Origin of the sequence: Pseudomonas syringae pv. tagetis (genome assembly GCF_022557255.1) — a bacterium.
Taxonomy (GTDB): Bacteria; Pseudomonadota; Gammaproteobacteria; order Pseudomonadales; family Pseudomonadaceae; genus Aquipseudomonas; species Aquipseudomonas caricapapayae.
On the sequence record NZ_CP092923.1, the window covers coordinates 1,047,185 to 1,066,621 of the forward strand.

Annotated in this window: 17 protein-coding genes and 1 tRNA gene; 8 read left to right on the forward strand and 10 right to left on the reverse strand. The window is 58.2% G+C overall.

Annotated features, from left to right (window positions below; genetic code table 11):
- Positions 1–10 precede the first annotated feature (10 nt).
- Positions 11–1,333: an HlyD family type I secretion periplasmic adaptor subunit gene (locus MME58_RS04625; protein ID WP_055006111.1), complete on the forward strand. Its 1,323-nt coding sequence runs from the start codon at positions 11–13 to the stop codon at positions 1,331–1,333.
- A complete protein-coding gene (locus MME58_RS04630; RefSeq protein WP_055006112.1) occupies positions 1,330–2,736 on the forward strand; it encodes a TolC family outer membrane protein in 1,407 nt (468 codons plus the stop codon). The genes MME58_RS04625 and MME58_RS04630 overlap by 4 nt, the downstream gene beginning before the upstream one ends.
- A 45-nt stretch (positions 2,737–2,781) precedes the next feature.
- Here MME58_RS04630 and MME58_RS04635 read toward each other — a convergent pair whose 3' ends face one another.
- On the reverse strand, positions 2,782–3,930 hold the full coding sequence (locus MME58_RS04635; RefSeq protein WP_055006113.1) for a glycosyltransferase family 4 protein: 1,149 nt from the start codon (positions 3,928–3,930) through the stop codon (positions 2,782–2,784).
- Between the two features lie 278 nt (positions 3,931–4,208).
- Here MME58_RS04635 and MME58_RS04640 point away from each other — a divergent pair, with 278 nt between their 5' ends.
- On the forward strand, positions 4,209–5,627 hold the full coding sequence (locus MME58_RS04640; protein ID WP_055006114.1) for a mannose-1-phosphate guanylyltransferase/mannose-6-phosphate isomerase: 1,419 nt from the start codon (positions 4,209–4,211) through the stop codon (positions 5,625–5,627).
- 338 nt (positions 5,628–5,965) lie between these two features.
- Here the strand turns inward: MME58_RS04640 and MME58_RS04645 are convergent.
- From MME58_RS04645 to MME58_RS04685, 9 genes are all read right to left on the reverse strand, one after another.
- Positions 5,966–7,128, reverse strand: a protein-coding gene (locus tag MME58_RS04645) for an IS3 family transposase (RefSeq protein ID WP_103715205.1) whose coding sequence is annotated in 2 segments (ribosomal slippage) — positions 5,966–6,873 and positions 6,873–7,128 — 1,164 coding nt in all. Because the reading frame shifts where the segments join, the coding sequence is not laid out codon by codon here.
- Between the two features lie 330 nt (positions 7,129–7,458).
- Complete coding sequence (ychF, locus tag MME58_RS04650) at positions 7,459–8,559, reverse strand: redox-regulated ATPase YchF (protein ID WP_054985764.1); 1,101 nt, start codon at positions 8,557–8,559, stop codon at positions 7,459–7,461.
- A gap of 21 nt (positions 8,560–8,580) precedes the next feature.
- Complete coding sequence (pth, locus tag MME58_RS04655) at positions 8,581–9,165, reverse strand: aminoacyl-tRNA hydrolase (protein ID WP_003317127.1); 585 nt, start codon at positions 9,163–9,165, stop codon at positions 8,581–8,583.
- A 165-nt stretch (positions 9,166–9,330) separates the two neighbouring features.
- Positions 9,331–9,942 (reverse strand): 50S ribosomal protein L25/general stress protein Ctc, encoded by a 612-nt coding sequence (locus tag MME58_RS04660; protein WP_054985763.1) that lies wholly within the window; start codon positions 9,940–9,942, stop codon positions 9,331–9,333.
- A gap of 124 nt (positions 9,943–10,066) precedes the next feature.
- Positions 10,067–11,008: a ribose-phosphate pyrophosphokinase gene (locus MME58_RS04665; RefSeq protein WP_002552145.1), complete on the reverse strand. Its 942-nt coding sequence runs from the start codon at positions 11,006–11,008 to the stop codon at positions 10,067–10,069.
- Positions 11,009–11,053: 45 nt separating this feature from the next.
- Positions 11,054–11,128, reverse strand: a tRNA-Gln gene (locus tag MME58_RS04670).
- Positions 11,129–11,165: 37 nt separating this feature from the next.
- Positions 11,166–12,014, reverse strand: a complete 849-nt coding sequence (gene ispE / locus MME58_RS04675; protein ID WP_055005681.1) for a 4-(cytidine 5'-diphospho)-2-C-methyl-D-erythritol kinase — start codon at positions 12,012–12,014, stop codon at positions 11,166–11,168.
- Between the two features lie 2 nt (positions 12,015–12,016).
- Positions 12,017–12,634 (reverse strand): lipoprotein insertase outer membrane protein LolB, encoded by a 618-nt coding sequence (gene lolB / locus MME58_RS04680; RefSeq protein ID WP_055005680.1) that lies wholly within the window; start codon positions 12,632–12,634, stop codon positions 12,017–12,019.
- A gap of 4 nt (positions 12,635–12,638) precedes the next feature.
- A complete protein-coding gene (locus tag MME58_RS04685) occupies positions 12,639–14,366 on the reverse strand; it encodes a tetratricopeptide repeat protein (RefSeq protein WP_055005679.1) in 1,728 nt (575 codons plus the stop codon).
- Positions 14,367–14,592: 226 nt separating this feature from the next.
- Here MME58_RS04685 and hemA point away from each other — a divergent pair, with 226 nt between their 5' ends.
- The 5 genes from hemA to murI are packed head-to-tail and all read left to right on the forward strand — an operon-like array spanning position 14,593 to position 19,355.
- Positions 14,593–15,870, forward strand: a complete 1,278-nt coding sequence (hemA, locus tag MME58_RS04690) for a glutamyl-tRNA reductase (protein ID WP_054985760.1) — start codon at positions 14,593–14,595, stop codon at positions 15,868–15,870.
- Entirely contained in the window at positions 15,867–16,949 is a 1,083-nt protein-coding gene (gene prfA / locus MME58_RS04695; RefSeq protein ID WP_054985759.1) for a peptide chain release factor 1, read from the forward strand. The genes hemA and prfA overlap by 4 nt, the downstream gene beginning before the upstream one ends.
- Positions 16,950–17,783, forward strand: a complete 834-nt coding sequence (gene prmC, locus MME58_RS04700) for a peptide chain release factor N(5)-glutamine methyltransferase (protein WP_054985758.1) — start codon at positions 16,950–16,952, stop codon at positions 17,781–17,783.
- On the forward strand, positions 17,777–18,547 hold the full coding sequence (locus MME58_RS04705) for a molybdopterin-synthase adenylyltransferase MoeB (protein WP_162491448.1): 771 nt from the start codon (positions 17,777–17,779) through the stop codon (positions 18,545–18,547). The genes prmC and MME58_RS04705 overlap by 7 nt, the downstream gene beginning before the upstream one ends.
- Positions 18,540–19,355 (forward strand): glutamate racemase, encoded by an 816-nt coding sequence (gene murI, locus MME58_RS04710; RefSeq protein ID WP_054985756.1) that lies wholly within the window; start codon positions 18,540–18,542, stop codon positions 19,353–19,355. The genes MME58_RS04705 and murI overlap by 8 nt, the downstream gene beginning before the upstream one ends.
- Positions 19,356–19,437: the final 82 nt, after the last annotated feature.

A 19,437-nucleotide genomic window follows, 5' to 3' on the forward strand; every position in this document is an offset into this window, starting at 1 on the left:
GAATTCATGAATGAGCATTAAGACAATATCCACGCTCGACGCGCACTCGGACGACATGCCTACCTCTGATCGGGGAATTCGCCGGATCGGCGTGGCGATCGTGCTGGTCACGTTCGGTCTGTTTGGCACCTGGGCGGCACTGGCACCCTTGGGCAATGCAGTTTACGGCTCAGGTGTGGTGATGGTGCAGAGTTATCGCAAGACGGTTCAGCATCTTGAAGGCGGTATCGTCAAGGAACTGCTTGTCCGTGATGGGGACACCGTCCATAAGGACGATCCGTTGATCGTCCTGGATGACTCGCAACTGCGTTCCCAATATGAGTCCACCCGCAATCAGCTGATTTCGACTCAGGCCAGAGAAGCGCGGCTGCGAGCCGAGCGCGACGAGCTGCCTTCGATTCCGCCGCTGACCATCAGTGGTACGGACAGCCAGCGCGCCAAGGAAGCCATCGAAGGCGAAGAACAGGTATTCCGGACCCGTAAAAATTCACGGCTGACCGAGATATCGGTACAGCGCGAACGCATCGGGCAGTTGAAGCAGCAGATCATTGGTCTGCGAGACATGATTCGCACCAAGGTCAGTCTTGAAAAATCCTACAGCAGCGAAATCACCGAGTTGAAGGATCTGCTGTCCCAGGGCTTCGTTGACAAGCAACGACTGCTTGAGCAGGAGCGCAAGCTGGACATGCTCAAGTCCGAGGTGGCGGATCACGAGTCGACCATCACCAAGACCCAGTTGCAGATCAGCGAGACCGAGCTGCAGATCATTCAGTTGAACAAGAATTTCAGCTCCGAAGTCGCAAAAGAACTGAGTGATGTACAGGCCAAGGTATTCGATCTGCAGGAGACCGCTACCGCGCTCCAGGACCGCCTGTCTCGCTCGGTCATTCGCGCGCCCGAAGACGGCATGGTGCTGGACATGAAGGTGCATACCGTGGGCGGTGTGGTCAGCGCGGGTACGCCGTTGCTGGATATCGTTCCGGAGTCGTCCGAGCTGGTGGTAGAGGCTCATGTCGCGATTAACGACATCGACCGGATTTCTATTGGCAAGCTCACTGATGTTCACTTCAGCGCATTCAATAGTGCAACCACTCCTGTGATCGAGGGCGTGGTGACTCGCATCTCCGCTGACCGTTTGAAGGATGATGCTGGCGAACCTTATTACCTTGTACGGGTTAAGCTCACCGAAAAAGGTCTGAAACGCCTGGGCGACCGTAAATTGCAGCCAGGTATGCCTGCCGAAGTGCTGATCAATGCCGGTGAACGAACCATGCTCCAATACCTGCTGAAGCCGGCGTCCAATGTCTTCATCAAATCGATGATCGAGGAATGATCGTGCTGCGCTTCGTTCCTGTGTTTTTTTCCTTGGGGCTGATTGGTGCGCAGGCCCAGGCAGACGCCACCCAGCCGGTTGCACCGCAGGTCACCAGCGCTTCCGCGTATTCTGTGGATCTGATGGGGCTGTTTCGTGAGGCGCGGCTTGAAGACCCTCGCGTGCTCTCCGCCTACCTGCGCGCTCAGTCAGCCGTCGACAGCGAGCGTGATGCGTTTGGCGGGTTGTTGCCGCAGGTTACTGCGAACGGTAGCTACAACCGGATCCTGCGCAAGGATGAGACCGAGCGGGAGATCTACAACAACTCCAGTTACTCGCTCAATCTGACCCAGTATCTGTACAACAAACAGGCTTGGGAGGCGTACCAGAAAGCCAAGAGCACGACGGAGCAGAAAAGCCATCAGGCAGAAGATGCCCAGGCTGAAGCCACCGTCGATCTGGCCAAACGGTATTTCCTGGCGCTGTCCGCCGACGATGAACTCGAGCTGATCATGGCCGAGCGTCGGGCGACGCAAAAGAGCCTGGATCGCGTCAGTGCGATGTACGACAAGAAGATGGCTGTCGTCACCGACCTGCTGGACCTCAAGGCCCGTGTCGACTTGCTTGCCGCGCAGGAAGTCGATGCCCGCAACCAGATTCGGCTCAGCCGTGCTGGACTCTCTGAAATCGTCGGTCGCCCGATCAACGAGCCGTTGAGCCGGATCAGAAACGACATCGCGCTGCAGGCTCCGGCAAAATCAATGGACACCTGGGTGGCGCAGGCCATCGACAGCAACCCTTTGCTCAAGGCGCGTGAAAGCAGCCTGGACGTCGCCAATGCGGCAGTACGTGAAGGGAAGGGCGGGCATTATCCGACCCTGACCTTTACCTTGGGGGCCCAGCAAAGTGACGTGGGTTACGACAATACTCTCTCGCCTCGCAGTGACAGCTACGTGGCAACGATTGGTGTGCGCGTGCCTATCTACAGCGGCGGCTCTACATCGGCGCGAGTGCGCGGGTTGTACAACGAACAACTCGCCACCGAGCAGGATGTGGAAAGCGTACGCCGCCAAGTGGTCAAGGAAACCACTAACGCTTATCTGACAGCGTTTTCCAGTGTTGAAAAAATTCGCGCCAACAAGAACGCATTGGCGTCGGCAGAGCAGTCGAGCATTGCGGCGCAGAAGGCATTTTCCTACGGCGTAGTGAACGCGGTCGATGTACTGACCAGCGTGCAGAATGAGTTCAAGGCCCGACGTGACCTGCTGAAGGCTCAATACGACTTCATCACCAACCTGTTCATTCTCAATCGATGGGCAGGCCGTCCGCCGCAGGAGAGTGTCGACAGCGTCAATGTGTGGCTGGGTGGCGCTAATCCGGCAGTCGAGAAGGCCGCTGAGTCTGCGTTGAAAAAGAAGCCCTGATCGCGCCAGCGGCGCGCTTCAGGGCTCATGCCTGGCGGCAGGTCGTTATTTGCGTGCAGCCAGTACCTGGCGATAGATGTCGAGCGTGTTCTGCGCACAGGCATCCCAATTGAAATGACGCGCACGCTCCAGCCCAAGCCGGACCTTGCGCTCACGCTCTTCAGGCTGCTCCAGCACGTTGCGCATCGCGGCACTGATGCTCTCGGCGTTGTGCGGATCCACCGCCCAGGCGGCGTCGCCCGTCACTTCCGGCAGCGAGGAGTTGTTGGACGCAATCAATGGACACTGTGCTGCGAACGCTTCGATGGCGGGCAGACCGAAGCCTTCATAAAGCGACGCAAACACCAGCGCCCCGGCGCTTTGCAGCAGTGACAGCACCTCGGCCTGCGGCAGGTAGCTCAGCCAGCGCCCTTCGCCCCGTTGCTGCAACGCCTCTAGCTGTGGCAACAGTTCTTCATTGCTCCAGCCGTCTCGACCGACAATCACCAGCGGATGCTCTTTGCGCACCTGCGCGGGCAGTTGCTGGAAGGCTTCAAGCACGCGTTGCAGGTTCTTGCGGGGTTGCAAAGTGCCAACCACCAGAAAGAAACCGGGTTTGAGGCCGTGCGTGGCCAGCACTCTTTCACGCTCGGTAATGTCGATGCGCTCGAAATACACCGGGTCCACGCCCAGCGGGGTGACGCTGATTCGCTCCGGCGCAATGCCCAGATGGCGAACCATGTCCTGCTTGCTGTACTCGGAGATGGTGATGATGTGATCAGCGCGTTCGATGCTGGTGGTGAACAGCCAGCTTTTCAGGCGCTTGAGGTCCTGCTTGATCCATTCCGGGTACAACACCGGAATCACATCCATAATCGTGGCGACGACAGGTACGCCCTTGATCAGCGGGATCTGGTGATCGGTGGCATGAAACAGCTGTACGTCCTTGGCGACGGTTGACGAGCTGTTCAATGGCAGCTTGAGTACGCCACTGAGTACGGCATGGATACGGTAATCGCCGGCCAGCTGTTGTGGTTCACCACAGGACAGGGCTGGCAGGTGCCTGCCAAAAGCATAAGGCTTGACGTGGATATCGTTGGTCTGACTCAGTCTGTCCAGACCTTGCCAGAGGGCCCGGGAGTAAATGCCGATACCGTCCAGATGCCCGGCGCGTTCGCCGTTTGCCCAGACCGTGCAGCTCAAGCCTATATCCATGTTCTGTGGTTCTCAATGTCGATCAATTGCTTTACTTCTCAATGGCGTACTCGGATAGCGTATTGACGCGTGCTTGCGGCGGATATACGAAGGCAGGTACGGAATCGGGCGCGAAGACTAACATGCGCCAGCCTGGCTCGCACGGAGTGGCGGGCCGTTGCAGTGACACAGTTGCTGAACGGTAGGTTTATTGTAGTGGCCATGCTGTTGCATAGCGGCTGGAGCGGCCGGATAATGAGGCCTTTGCTACACCTTTGTGGCCCAAGAATGGAGCGTCTATGTTCACCCCTGTAATTCTGGCTGGCGGTAGTGGTTCGCGGTTATGGCCTCTGTCGCGGCAGAGTTTCCCGAAGCAGTTTCTTGCCCTTGATGGCCAGGATCAGGGAACCATGTTTCAACGCACGCTGGCTCGCCTGAAAGGCCTTGAGCACTCGCCTGCGGTTGTTGTAAGCAACGAGAATCACCGTTTCATCGTCGCCGAGCAGTTGCGTGTGGCGAAAATGGGCAGTCGCCGTGTCATTCTCGAACCGCTTGCCCGCAATACCGCGCCGGCTATCGCTCTGGCTGCGCTGGAGGCAACCGCTGATGGCACAGACCCCATCCTGCTGGTGCTGGCTGCCGACCACCATATCCATGATGAAGAGGCTTTTCGACAAGCAGTCCAGATCGCCCAGGTGCACGCCGAGGCTGGTCGTCTGGTGACGTTCGGGATTACCCCGACTCACGCTGAAACCGGTTTTGGGTACATCCACTGTGGTGAATCCATTGCTCAGGGTGGCTTCGCGATTGAGGCGTTCAAGGAGAAGCCGTCGCCGGAAATGGCTGCCGAATACCTCTCTTCGGGTGCTTATCTGTGGAACAGCGGTATGTTCATGTTCCGTGCCTCGGTGTTCCTGGCTGAGCTGAAAAAGCATCGCTCCGACATATTGTCTGCCTGCCGCATAGCCTTGGCTGACTCCGATGCCGACAACTACTTCCTGCATGTCTCGGCCGAGAAGTTTGCCTTGTGCGCCGATGAGTCCGTGGACTACGCGGTCATGGAGCACACCGACCTTGGTCTGGTCGTGTCACTGGATGCAGGCTGGAACGATTTGGGCAGCTGGGCAGCGATCTGGGACGTGGGCCCGCACGACGAAAATGCCAACCGCCTGGAAGGCGACGTGATGGCAATCGACACGCGTAACTGTCTGGTGCAGTCGCACCATCGACTGGTTGCCACTGTCGGCGTCGAGGATCTGATCGTTATCGAAACCAAGGACGCCGTTCTGGTCGCCAACAAGCACAACAGTCAGCAGGTCAAGGACGTGGTCAAGCGTCTGCAGGCAGAAGAGCGTCCCGAGTTCGTCACTCACCCGTTGGTCAACCGTCCGTGGGGACATTACGACACGATCGATCTCGGCGAGCGTTATCAGGTCAAGCGCATCAGCGTGCTGCCGGGCGAGTGCCTGTCGCTGCAGATGCATTACCACCGTGCCGAGCACTGGATTGTGGTATCCGGTACCGCCAAGGTTATCTGCGACGACAAGGAGCTGATCCTCTCCGAGAACCAGTCCACTTACATTCCACTGGGCGTCAAACACTCGCTGGCCAACCCTGGCAAGGTTCCGCTGGAGCTCATCGAAGTGCAGTCGGGTTCGTACCTGGGTGAAGACGATATTGTTCGTTTCGAAGACCGCTACGGGCGTTTGAAGAAGTAATTTCTCAGGCCCCGCTACACGTTTGGCAAAACGCCCCGCAAGCTCGCTTGCGGGGCGTTTTTTGTTGGCATGGGAATGTTTTACGGGTAGTTGTGGCGATACCGCCGGATGTAACAAATCCTGCCGCTGTTTAGAGGTCTCCGATACTTCAGCAGCGTTACCTGCATTTTGAATAAATTTGATAAGCTTCAACGGGCTTAGGTGTGCCGTGATCAAAACAAGGGAGCTACATGATTATACAGTCGAGGGATCCGGTGATAGATCGAGCCGCACCCAATGAAGATTCACCCATAAGTTTTTACTGCAAGCTTGAAGACGACAATGCCGTTATGTAGTGGTCAACTGATCCCGGACACGACGTTAAGGTTTTTCTCGTACTGAGCGGGTGCCAGTCCATCATTGAACTGGTGTGGCCGAACCCAGTTGTAGCGATGCATCAGATAATGACTGATATCCCGCTGTGCCTCTTGGGCCGTCATGTAGCCCACGGCGGGTATCCACTCGGTTTTCAAGCTGCGGAATACACGCTCCATCGGCGAGTTGTCGTAGCAATTACCTCGGCGACTCATGCTCTGGCGCATGCGGTATCGCCAAAGCCGCTGGCGAAACTGTCGGCTCCCATATTGGGAGCCCTGATCTGAGTGAAACAGCAGGCCCTGAGGCTTGCCGCGTTGCTCATAAGCCATGTCCAGCGCCTTGATGACCAAGTCCGTGTCCGGTTTGTTTGAAAACGCCCAGCCCACCACCCGACGCGCATAAAGATCCATAACCACCGCCAGGTAATGCCATTTTCCTTGCGCCCAGATGTAGGTGATGTCGCCACACCAGACCTGATTGGGCGCGGGTACATCGAACTCCCGATTCAAAATGTTCGGAATGTCAGGCCTCTCCACTGTTGCTTTTTTATAAGCATGAGAGCCAGGTTGCTTGCTGATTAATCCCAGTTCCCGCATCAGGCCACGTACCTTGAACCGACCAATTTGCTCGCCATCTTCCTGCAATATCGAAACGATACTGCGGCTGCCTGCAGCGCTTCGACTTTGCCCGAACAGCTCATTGACTCGACTGAGTAAACGAACCCGCTCAGCGTCTGGAGCCCGACGCCGCTGGCAATGGTCGTAGTAGCACGAGCGAGGTGTCTCGAACACCTCGCACAGCAATTCGATCGGCTCATGGGCACCTAGCTGATCGATCAGCGCAAGCGCTCGTGTTCTTCCGACATCAAGAGCGCGGTAGCCTTTTTTAAAATGGATTTCTCCCGCTCAAGACGAGCGATCCGCGCTTCCAGCTCCTGAATTTTCTGCTGCTCGGGCGTCAGGGCTTTGCTCTGAGGCGTTACGCCATTGCGCTCCTGCTGGAGCTGGCTCACCCAGCGACGCAGCGCAGACTCGACCACCCCTAGTGAGCGGGAGGCCTCAATGTGGCTATAGCCCTGATCGAGCACGAGGCCTGCGGCCTCACGTTTGAATTCAGCAGAGAAGGTACGGCGTTGTTTGGTCATCAGACACCTCTATCTGGCGATATTCTCGCCTAAATGAGTGTCCGGAATCATTAGACCACTGCACATTAGCTGCCCCAAGACAAAATATTGTGGAATTGCTCGTTGGGTTAGCACTAGGCGCAAGGTGATTTTCTAACGTTAATAGTTGAAACCTAATCCGTTGCTCAAGCTCTTATCGAGGGACACAACTGCTTTTTGAGCTGTCCAGACGCGTTCGCAGAATGATAAAAATTCTTCCCACGAAAACAGAAAACCGCGCAAAGGCGCGGTTTTATTGGGCTTAGGCAGCTTATAAGTGTTTCAACAAGCTCCCTGAAGCCAAGTGCTCAATCAGACGTTAAATCTGAAATGCATCACATCACCATCCTTGACGACATATTCTTTGCCTTCCAGACGCCATTTACCCGCTTCCTTGGCACCGGCCTCGCCCTTGAACTGGATGAAGTCGTCGTAGGCCACCACTTCGGCGCGGATGAAGCCTTTTTCGAAGTCGGTGTGGATGACGCCTGCGGCCTGTGGTGCGGTGGCACCGACGCGGACGGTCCAGGCGCGAACTTCTTCGACGCCAGCGGTGAAGTAGGTCTGCAGGTGAAGCATTTCGTAGCCGGCGCGAATGACGCGGTTCAGGCCGGGTTCTTCTAGGCCCAGAGCTTCGAGGAACATGTCTTTTTCTTCGCCGTCATCCAGTTCGGCGATTTCGGCTTCGATCTTGTTGCAGACCGGCACCAGCATTGCGCCTTCTTCTTCGGCGATGGCGCGGACCACGTCCAGCAGCGGGTTGTTCTCGAAGCCGTCTTCGGCAACGTTGGCGATGTACATGACCGGCTTGGTGGTCAGCAGGTGGAAGCCACGAATGATGACTTTCTCGTCATTGCTCATGCTCTTCATGAGGCTGCGTGCTGGCTTGCCTTCGCTGAAGTGGGCGATCAGTTGTTCAAGCAGGCCTTTCTGGACCACTGCGTCCTTGTCACCGCCCTTGGCATTGCGCGTGACCTTTTGCAGCTGCTTCTCGCAGCTGTCGAGGTCAGCGAAGATCAGTTCCAGATCGATGATCTCGATATCGCGCTTGGGGTCGACGCTGTTGGAGACGTGAATCACGTTCTCGTCTTCAAAGCAGCGCACCACGTGAGCGATGGCGTCGGTCTCGCGGATGTTGGCGAGGAACTTGTTGCCCAGGCCTTCACCTTTCGAGGCACCTGCCACCAGGCCTGCGATGTCGACGAACTCCATGGTAGTTGGCAGGATGCGTTTCGGGTTGACGATGGCCGCCAGAGCCGCCAGGCGCGGGTCAGGCATCGGCACGATACCGCTGTTTGGTTCGATGGTGCAGAAGGGGAAGTTCTCGGCCGCGATACCAGATTTGGTCAGGGCGTTGAACAGGGTGGACTTGCCGACGTTAGGCAGGCCGACGATGCCGCAATTGAATCCCATGGTGTTTCCCCTCGAGTGATGTCAGGCCTTCTGGCTGTGCAGGTTTTTCATCGCCCGGTTCCATTCACCGGCGAAGATATCCGGCAGCACGCCGAGGGCAAAGTCGATACTGGCGTCCAGTTTTTCCTGTTCGGCGCGTGGCGCTCGACCCAGGACAAAGCCGGATACCTTGCTGGCATCGCCCGGGTGGCCTATGCCAAGCCGCAAGCGATGAAAAGTGTTCTGATTGCCGAGCTGCGCGATGATGTCGCGCAGGCCGTTATGACCGCCATGACCGCCGCCCACTTTGAGTTTGGCAACGCCCGGAGGCAGGTCCAGTTCGTCATGCGCCACCAGAATCGATTCGACCGGAATACGATAGAAACCGGCGAGTGCCGCTACGGCTTGGCCGCTGCGGTTCATGTAGGTGGTGGGGATCAGCAGACGAACATCCTGACCCTGATGCGTAAAGCGTCCGGTCAGGCCAAAGAATTTGCGCTCGGGAACGAGGTTGACTCGTTGCGCCGCAGCAATACGCTCGACAAAAAAAGCCCCTGCGTTATGCCGGGTCTGTTCGTATTCGGCGCCTGGATTTCCCAGGCCCACGATCAGTTGTATGGCGGTCACGACAGGGGCTCTTCCTTTGGAGTTGAGGGTTGAACCGCTGACGACAGCGGCAATGTGGGCGAAAACTGCTCATTTACCATGATGTAAACTCAGCGATCTCGCCCGCTTTGCCTGCTATCGCTCGCGATGTTTCCTGAGCAACTCCGACGTTACCAAGTAAATGAATTACTCGGCAGCGCCTTCTTCACCTTCTTCTGCTTCGTCTTTGACGATGCGCGGTGCGTGGACGTTGGCGATTGCCAGGTCAGTACCGTGTGCCAAGGCAACGAACTCAACGCCTTTAGGTGCTTTCAGCTCGGACAGGTGAACGTTGTCGCCAACTTCCAGCGCGCCCAGATCAACTTCGATGAACTCAGGCAGGTCTTTAGGCAGGCAGGTCACTTCCAGTTCAGTGGTAGTGTGCGAGATCTCGCCGCCTTTCTTGACCGGAGCTTCTTCGTTCAGGAAGTGGATCGGCACGATTGCGGTCAGTTTCTGGCCGGCAATAACGCGCACGAAGTCAGCGTGCATCACGTGGCCTTTGGCCGGGTGACGTTGCAGCGCCTTGATGATGACATTTTGCTTCTTGCCGCCAACGTTCAGCTCGATGATGTGGCTGTAGGCCGCATCGTTTTCGAGCAGTTTGGCAACTTCCTTGGCCAGCATGCTGATGGACTCGGGGGCTTTGTCGCCACCGTAGACTACAGCTGGAACCAGGCTAGCGAGACGACGCAGGCGGCGGCTCGCACCTTTCCCCAGGTCGGAACGCTGTTCTGCATTCAGGGTAAATTCGTTCATGTTGTATCTCCAAATTAACCACATCCGCCGTTGCGTTTGCGACCAGCGCTCGGGCGGTATGGGCAAAAAAGCCCCGCCCTGACCGGATGTCAGGGCGGGGCGCTTTTCGTCTGCGTGATGCCAGTTAACGGAACATCGCGCTGATCGATTCTTCATTGCTGATGCGGCGGACCGCTTCGGCGACTACCGGCGCAATATCCAGTTGGCGGATACGGCTGCAGGCTTGTGCTGCTGCGGACAACGGGATGGTGTTGGTCACCACCAGTTCGTCCAGCACGGAATTTTCAATGTTTTCGATCGCCCGACCCGACAGCACAGGGTGTGTGCAGTAGGCAAAGACCTTGGCTGCGCCATGCTCTTTCAGGGCCTTGGCCGCGTGGCACAGAGTGCCGGCGGTGTCGACCATGTCGTCGACCAGAATGCAGGTACGCCCTTCGACATCACCGATGATGTGCATCACTTCGGAGTGATTGGCTTTCTCACGGCGTTTGTCGATGATCCCGAGATCGACGCCCAGGGATTTGGCAACAGCACGTGCGCGCACGACGCCGCCGATATCCGGGGAAACGATCATCAGGTTTTCAAAGCGCTGGTCTTCGATGTCATCCACCAGAACGGGGGAGCCGTAGATGTTATCTACCGGAATATCGAAGAAGCCCTGAATCTGGTCAGCATGAAGATCAACCGTGAGTACACGATCGATCCCCACCACGGTAAGCATGTCAGCAACGACTTTCGCGCTGATTGCAACACGTGCGGAGCGCGGACGGCGATCCTGGCGGGCATAACCAAAGTAGGGAATCACAGCAGTGATTCGGGACGCTGAGGAGCGACGGAAGGCATCAGCCATCACGACGAGTTCCATCAGGTTGTCATTTGTCGGTGCGCAGGTCGGCTGAATGATAAATACGTCTTTACCGCGGACGTTTTCATTAATCTCAGTGCTGATTTCACCGTCGGAGAATTTTCCGACAGAAACATCACCCAGTGGGATATGCAGCTGACGTACTACACGCCGAGCGAGATCGGGGTTGGCATTCCCCGTAAAGACCATCATCTTGGACACGCGCAGTACCTAGAGGCTGAGGGTAACCTGGATGAGTATGGAAAATGGCAGGGGCGGCTGGATTCGAACCAACGCATGGCAGGATCAAAACCTGCTGCCTTACCGCTTGGCGACGCCCCTGTATTGAATCAATCGAGTGCCTGGCACTCAATTCCTGCTACAGAATTTGCAGCTTGCGATGCAACATCGAAATGTTACTTCCTTTCGCTACGAACCCCGTAAGGGTCTCTGTAAGAAGGGCCGAGACTTTATCAGCTTCAGCTTTGTTTGGGAAGGCCCCAAACACACAACTTCCAGTTCCGGTTAATTTTGCTTCGGTAAAATTACCTAGCAAATTCAAAGCGTTACGTACTTCTGGGTAACGCCTCTCTACAACCGCCTTACAGTCATTTCGACTGTTTCCCTTGGGAACGGGGCGCACTTTAATGGGCGGCGTGTCGCGTGTCAACAACGGATCTGAAAAAATTTCTGCTGTACTTACAGCGACTTGCGGAACGAGCACCAAATACCACGGTTCTTCCGGGTCTACCGGGGTAAGAATTTCTCCGACGCCCTCAGCAAATGCGGCGTGTCCGCGTACAAAAACCGGTACATCGGCACCCAGCGTCAGGCCCAGCGCCGCCAGACGATCCTCATCCCAGCCAAGCTGCCACAAGTGGTTCAAAGCCAGCAGCGTGGTGGCGGCATCCGAGCTGCCGCCACCGATGCCGCCGCCCATGGGCAGACGTTTTTCCAGCCAGATGTCCATGCCCAGTGTGCAACCGGACTGTTTTTGCAGCGCGCGGGCGGCTTTGACGATCAGGTTGCTGTCGTGTGGGACGCCAGGGACTTCGGTCTGCAGACGAATCTCGCCGTCCTCGCGGACGCTAAACCCCAGCTCGTCGCCGTAATCGAGAAACTGAAACAGGGTTTGCAGTTCGTGATAGCCGTCAGAGCGGCGCCCCAGGATGTGCAACATCAGGTTGAGTTTTGCCGGGGCGGGCAAAACCAGCTGTGGCGTACCCATGATCATTGCCCCAGCTTTCGAGGCTGCCAGTCCTTGATGACCAGCGTGACATCGAGGTCCTGGCCATGCAGCTTGATGCGTTCCGGCAGCCAGTAGCCGTTCTGTTCGACGTAGCTGAGGTACTCCACTTGCCAGCCATCCTGTTCAAGGCTGGCCAGGCGGCTGTCGCCGTCAAGTGTCACGCTGCTTTTGCTGTCCGGTGCCGGCAAGCCACGCACCCACCATACCAGGTGGGAAACCGGCAGTTTCCAGCCCAGTTGATCCTGTAGAAGCGATTCCGGCGTGGTGGCTTCGTAGCGACCCTGATTGGCGACTTCCAGCACAACTGCGCCGGGGCGGCCGGTCAGTCGGGCGGCACCGCGGCCGAGCGGGCCGGACAGGCGGATATCGTAGTAACCCTGACGCTGCAGCCAGAACAGGGTGCCGCTGCCGGAGTCTTTCGGTGCGCGAATGCCTACCTTGCCGTTGATCTGCCAGCCATCGAGGCTGCTCAGTTGCTGTTTGTGTTCGCGCCATTGCGCGGGATCACCCTTGCCTTGTACGGCTTCGCGGGAGGTGAGGCCGGCGCAGCCGGCGAGCAGGGCGATGAAGCTGAATACGATTAGGTGGCGCAAAAACATAACGTCAAAGGGTCTCTGATCCAGTCAAGCGTCGCAGTGTGCTGCGCAGGACGGTACTGTCGGGTTGTTGTTCGAGGGCTTTGGCCCACACTTTTCTGGCTTCGCGCTGTTCGCCCTTGGCCCAGAGTACTTCGCCCAGGTGCGCTGCCACTTCGTGATCAGGGAAGCGTTCGAGGGCCTGCCGCAGGTAACGCTCGGCCTCATCGAGGTTGCCCAGGCGATAGTTAACCCAGCCAAGGCTGTCGAGAACCGCCGGATCGTCGGGGCTGATCTGGTGAGCTTTCTCGATCAACTGGCGGGCTTCGGCGTAACGCGTGGTGCGATCTGAAAGGGTATAGCCCAGTGCGTTCAGCGCCATGGCGTTTTCAGGCTCGCGCTTGATGATGCTGCGCAGGTCTTTTTCCATCTGCGCCAGATCATTGCGTTTTTCCGCCAGCATGGCGCGGGTATAGAGCAGGTTGGCGTCATCCGGGTATTGCTTGAGCGCCTGATTCAACACCTGCCAGCCGCGATCCAGTTGGTCGTTGCTGGTCAGGACCTCGGCTTCGATCAGGTAAAGCTGGATGGCGTAGTCGGACTCTTCGGCGCGCGCCTCAGACAGGCGTTTGGCAGCTTCCGCACCGTTGCCATTGCTGACCAGAATATCGGCCTGGCGCAATTGAGCGGCAAGGAAGTCCGGGCCCGGACCGACTTGAGCGTATTCGTTGAGCGCGCTTTGCGGGTCCTCGCGCTCTTCGTGGATGCGGCCCAGATTCAAATGCGCAGAGTCGACGTGTGCGCCACGGGCAATCAGTTCTTCCAGATAGCCAGCCGCTTCGTCCCAAGCCTTGGCTTCAAGGCACACCAGAGCCAGCGAGAAACGCAGCTCGTCGTCATCCGGATACTGCTGCAAAAGAGCGGAAAACTGCACCTTGGCGTCTTCCATGCGGTTTTGCTCGACAAGCATGCGCGCATACGTCAGGCGCAGGCGTTTATCGTCCGGGTACTTCTTGATGCTTTTTTCCAGCAGGGGCACCGCTTCCTTGCCTCGGTTCATGCTTTGCAGCAGGCGGGCGTGCAGCAGGATAGGGGCGATTTCGCCGTCTTTCGGCGGGTTGTCTTCCAGCAGCTTCAACGACTGTTCGGCGTCACCATTCTGCTGAAGCAACAGCGCCTTGCCGAAAATCAGCTGGCTGTTATTGGGGTATTTGCCCAGCAATCGGTCAAAGCTCTTGAGCAGACCATTGCGGGTGTCAGGATCGGTTTCGGCAGCGGACAGGGCCAGAAAGTCGAAGTGCGTGTCCCCCTGACCTTGCAGGACTCTCTCCATATACACCAGAGAGTCGTCGTAGCGTCCGGCGCGCGCCAACTGAATGGCTGCGGCTCGTTGTGCTTCAAGATTGCCCGGCGCGTTCCTCGCCCAGATCAGGGCAGTGTCCAGCGCAGACTGATCAGCGCCCATGTACTCGGCGATCTGGTAGGCGCGTTCTGAGACTCCCGGGTCCTGGGTCTTGATCGCTTGGGTCACGTAGTTGTCCAGGGCGATATCGAAGCGGTTGCGCTGGCCGGCCAGCTCCGCGCTCAACAGGCTGACCAGGGTGTCCTGAGTGAACGAGCCGTAGACCTGCGGCTTGGCTTCAGGCGCGGGAGGGGCGTCTTTCTGAGCGGGCACGGGCTGTGACGAGACGGGGGCCACGGACTGGCAGCCGCCCAGAAAGGCAAGAGCAAGGAACAACGCGGAGTATCTATTCATATATAAGAAGGGCGGCTTACCTGCGGTGGGAGCATCATGACACAAGGCTGTCGGCAAAACCCACAGCCGTCGGAAAAACTGATGCAATGCGTGTGTTTGCAGTGTCGCGGGCCTGAAAACGCAGTCTGCGACGAGCGATTGTAGTGGGACAATAATATGTGGTGGTTGTTCTGAGCTTATTGAAGTAGGACAATTACCGGCTTCACGTCACCACCTGCGACCCTGAATGGCCTTCCTTGCACTCGGTATCAACCATAAGACCGCCTCGGTCGACGTTCGCGAGCGTGTGGCATTTACCCCGGAACAACTGGTCGAGGCGTTGCAGCAGCTCTGCCACCTGACCGAAAGTCGTGAAGCTGCGATTCTTTCAACCTGCAATCGCAGCGAGCTGTATATCGAGCACGAGCATCTCGGTGCGGACAGCATTCTCGCCTGGCTCGCCGATTATCATCACCTCAGCCTGGAAGAACTGCGCGCCAGTGCTTACGTGCACGAGGATGATGCCGCCGTACGGCACATGATGCGCGTCGCCTCCGGGCTCGATTCGCTGGTGCTCGGCGAGCCGCAGATTCTCGGCCAGATGAAGTCCGCGTACGCCGTTGCCCGCGAAGCCGGTACGGTCGGGCCGTTGCTGGGTCGGCTGTTTCAGGCCACGTTCAGCGCCGCCAAGCAGGTGCGCACCGATACTGCAATCGGCGAAAACCCGGTGTCCGTGGCGTTTGCTGCGGTCAGTCTGGCCAAACAGATTTTCAGCGATCTGCAACGCAGTCAGGCTTTGTTGATCGGTGCAGGCGAGACCATTACTCTGGTCGCCCGGCATCTGCATGACCTGGGCGTCAAGCGTATCGTGGTTGCCAACCGCACGCTTGAGCGCGCCAGCATGCTCGCCGCCGAGTTTGGTGCGCACGCCGTGCTGCTGTCGGATATTCCGGCCGAACTGGTCAATAGCGATATCGTGATCAGCTCCACCGCCAGCCAGTTGCCGATTCTGGGCAAGGGGGCTGTGGAAAGCGCGCTGAAACTGCGCAAGCACAAACCGATCTTCATGGTCGATATCGCCGTACCGCGGGATATCGAGCCTGAAGTCGGCGAACTGGACGACGTTTACCTCTATAGCGTTGATGACCTGCATGAAGTAGTGGCAGAGAATCTGAAGAGTCGTCAGGGTGCTGCGCTGGCTGCCGAGCAACTGGTCAGCGTGGGGGCCGAAGACTTCATGTCGCGGCTGCGCGAACTGGCGGCGGTGGATGTGTTGCGCGCCTATCGTCAGCAAAGCGAACGTCTGCGTGACGAAGAGCTGAGCAAGGCGCAACGTATGCTGGCCAACGGCAGCAATGCCGAGGATGTACTGATCCAGCTGGCACGTGGTCTGACCAACAAATTGCTGCACGCACCCAGCGTACAGCTCAAGAAGCTGTCTGCCGAAGGCCGCGTCGATGCGCTGGCCATGGCCCAGGAACTTTTTGCCCTCGGTGAGGGCTCGACGGATAAAACCCCGCAATGAAAGCTTCACTGCTCAATAAGCTGGATGTCCTCAGCGACCGATTCGAGGAACTGACCGCGCTGCTTGGCGACGCCGAGGTCATCAGCGATCAGACACGCTTTCGCGCCTATTCCCGTGAATATGCCGAAGTGGAGTCGGTCGTTGCGCTTTATCAACAGTTGATCAGGGTGCAGGGCGATCTGGAGGGCGCGCAGGCGCTGCTCAAGGACAGCGACCCGGACATGCGCGAAATGGCCGTCGAGGAAGTTCGCGAGACCAGGCAGCAACTGGTCGAGCTTGAAGCGCAATTGCAGCGCATGCTGCTGCCCAAGGACCCGAACGACGGCCGTAACGTTTTCCTGGAAATCCGCGCCGGCACGGGCGGCGATGAGGCTGCGATTTTCTCCGGCGACCTGTTTCGCATGTATTCGCGTTACGCCGAGCGGCGTGGCTGGCGGGTCGAAATCCTGTCCGAAAATGAAGGCGAGCATGGCGGCTACAAGGAAGTCATTGCGCGTGTCGAAGGTGACAGCGTCTACGGCAAGCTGAAATTCGAGTCCGGCGCGCACCGTGTGCAGCGCGTGCCCGAGACCGAGTCGCAGGGCCGCATCCACACGTCTGCCTGTACGGTTGCGGTGTTGCCGGAGCCCGATGAGCAACAGGCGATCGAGATCAACCCGGCCGACCTGCGTGTCGACACCTACCGCTCTTCGGGCGCCGGTGGTCAGCACGTCAACAAAACCGACTCGGCAATCCGCATCACGCATTTGCCATCGGGTATCGTCGTCGAATGTCAGGAAGAGCGCTCGCAGCACAAGAACAGGGCCCGGGCAATGTCCTGGCTGTCTGCCAAACTGAATGATCAACAGACCAGCGCGGCGGCCAATGCCATCGCCAGCGAGCGCAAGCTGCTCGTGGGGTCGGGTGATCGTTCCGAGCGTATCCGTACGTATAATTTCCCTCAAGGGCGAGTGACGGATCACCGCGTGAACCTGACTTTGTATTCGCTGGATGAAGTTCTGGCGGGCGGAGTCGATGCAGTGATAGAGCCGCTACTCGCTGAATATCAGGCTGATCAACTTGCGGCACTGGGTGAGTAAATGACCATCATCGCAAGTTTGTTAAGAAGCGCCGAGCTTCCCGATTCCCCGACCGCACGGCTCGACATCGAGCTGCTGCTTGCGGCAGCGCTAGGCAAGCCGCGAAGCTTTCTGCACACCTGGCCCGAGCGCATTGTCAGCACCGAGGCCGCCCTGGCATTTGCAGATTACCTGCAGCGCCGACGCACGGGCGAGCCAGTGGCCTATATTCTCGGCCAGCAAGGTTTCTGGAAGCTTGATCTGGAGGTTGCGCCGCACACTCTGATCCCGCGTCCCGAGACCGAGATGCTGGTGGAAGCGGCACTGGAGCTGGTGCCTGCCTTCGCGCCTGCCAGGGTTCTGGATCTGGGCACCGGCACCGGGGCTATTGCCTTGGCGCTGGCCAACGAACGTCAGCAATGGCAAGTCACGGCGGTTGACCGTGTGCCAGAGGCCGTTGCGCTGGCCGAACGCAATCGGCAGCGCCTGCAACTGGACAACGCCGAAGTGCTCGACAGCCACTGGTTCAGCGCCCTGGCAGGGCGTCAGTTCGATCTGATCATCAGCAATCCGCCGTACATTGCCGATGCCGATCCGCATCTGTCGGCCGGTGATGTGCGCTTCGAGCCGAGCAGCGCACTGGTGGCCGGTTCCGACGGTCTGGATGACTTGCGCCAGATTATCGAACAAGCGCCTGCCCACCTTAATCCGGACGGCTGGTTGCTGCTGGAACATGGCTACGATCAAGGCGCAGCGGTGCGTGAGCTGCTGACTCGTCAGGGCTTCGAACGTATCCAGACCCGCCGCGACCTGGGCGAGCACGAGCGGATCACGTTCGGGTGCAAGCCGTGCTGAGTGATCAGGAACTGCTGCGCTATAGCCGGCAGATTCTGTTGCAACAGGTTGATATCGAGGGGCAGTTGAGGCTGAAACAAGGCCGTGTGCTTATCGTCGGCGTCGGCGGTCTCGGCTCTCCTGTGGCCTTGTACCTGGCCGCCGCCGGTGTCGGGGAGCTGCATCTGGCGGATTTCGATCACGTCGATCTGACCAACCTGCAGCGCCAGATTATCCATGACACGCAGAGCGTCGGGCTGGCCAAGGTGGACTCGGCGGTGGCTCGGCTCAAGGCGATCAACCCCTCCATTACCCTGGTTGCCCATCGTGCTGCACTGGATACCCACTCATTGGGTGCGGCCGTGCAGGCTGTCGATCTGGTGCTGGACTGTTCGGATAATTTCGCCACCCGTGAAGCAGTCAATGCTGCCTGTGTCGCTGCGCGCAAGCCGTTGGTCAGCGGTGCTGCAATCCGGCTCGAGGGGCAGTTATCGGTGTTCGATCCACGCCGTGCAGACAGCCCTTGTTACCATTGTCTGTACGGTCACGGCAGCGAAGCAGAACTGACCTGCAGCGAGGCCGGTGTCATCGGGCCGCTGGTCGGGCTGGTCGGCAGCCTGCAGGCGCTGGAAGCCTTGAAGCTGCTGGCCGGTTTTGGCGAGCCGATGGTTGGCCGGCTGTTATTGGTCGATGCCTTGAGCACCCGGTTCCGCGAGCTGAAAGTCAAACGTGACCCGGCGTGCAGCGTCTGCGGTCAGGCCAGCGGGCAGGGCGAGCATGCCTGACATTCATATGAGCTACGGCAGCGATGCGCCGGTCGGAATCTTCGATTCCGGGGTTGGGGGTCTGTCGGTACTCAATGAAATCCGTCAGCTGTTGCCCAGCGAGTCTCTGTTGTATCTGGCGGATTGCGGGCATATTCCCTACGGCGAAAAGACCCCTGAGTTCATCATCGACCGTTGCCTGACGATTGCCGGCTTCTTTCGCGAGCAGGGTGCCAAGGCCCTGGTCGTCGCTTGCAACACTGCCACGGCTGCGGGCGTGGCGCATATACGGCAACGCTACCCGGACTGGCCGATTGTGGGCATGGAACCCGCCGTCAAACCGGCTGCCGAAGCCACGCGCAGCGGCGTCGTCGGGGTGCTGGCGACCACCGGGACGCTGCAGAGCGCCAGGTTTGCTGCCTTGCTGGACCGCTTTGCCAGTGATGTCAGGGTCATAACGCAGCCGTGCCCCGGTCTGGTCGAGCTGATCGAAACCGGCGATCTGTTCAGCCCGCAGATCCGTCAATTGCTACGGCGCTACCTCGAGCCTTTGCTGGTTGCATGCTGTGACACGATCATTCTGGGCTGCACTCACTATCCCTTTCTCAAGCCATTGCTGCGGGAAATGCTCCCCGAATCAGTCACGCTGATCGACACGGGTGCCGCCGTAGCGCGTCAGTTGCAGCGTCTTTTGTCGCGTTCCAGCCTTCTTGCCAATGGCGTTGCGCGAGACACTGTGTATTGGTCTAGTGACATTCCGGACAATTTCAGAAAAATCCTACCTTTTTTGTCGCAAAACCCTGGCAATGTGAGAAGCTTCCGTTTGTAAAAAAAACGTGAAAAAAGGTGCTTTTCGGGTGAACTAACCTCACCTCGCAAGCTTCTATAAATACGGCTGATGAACTCCAACA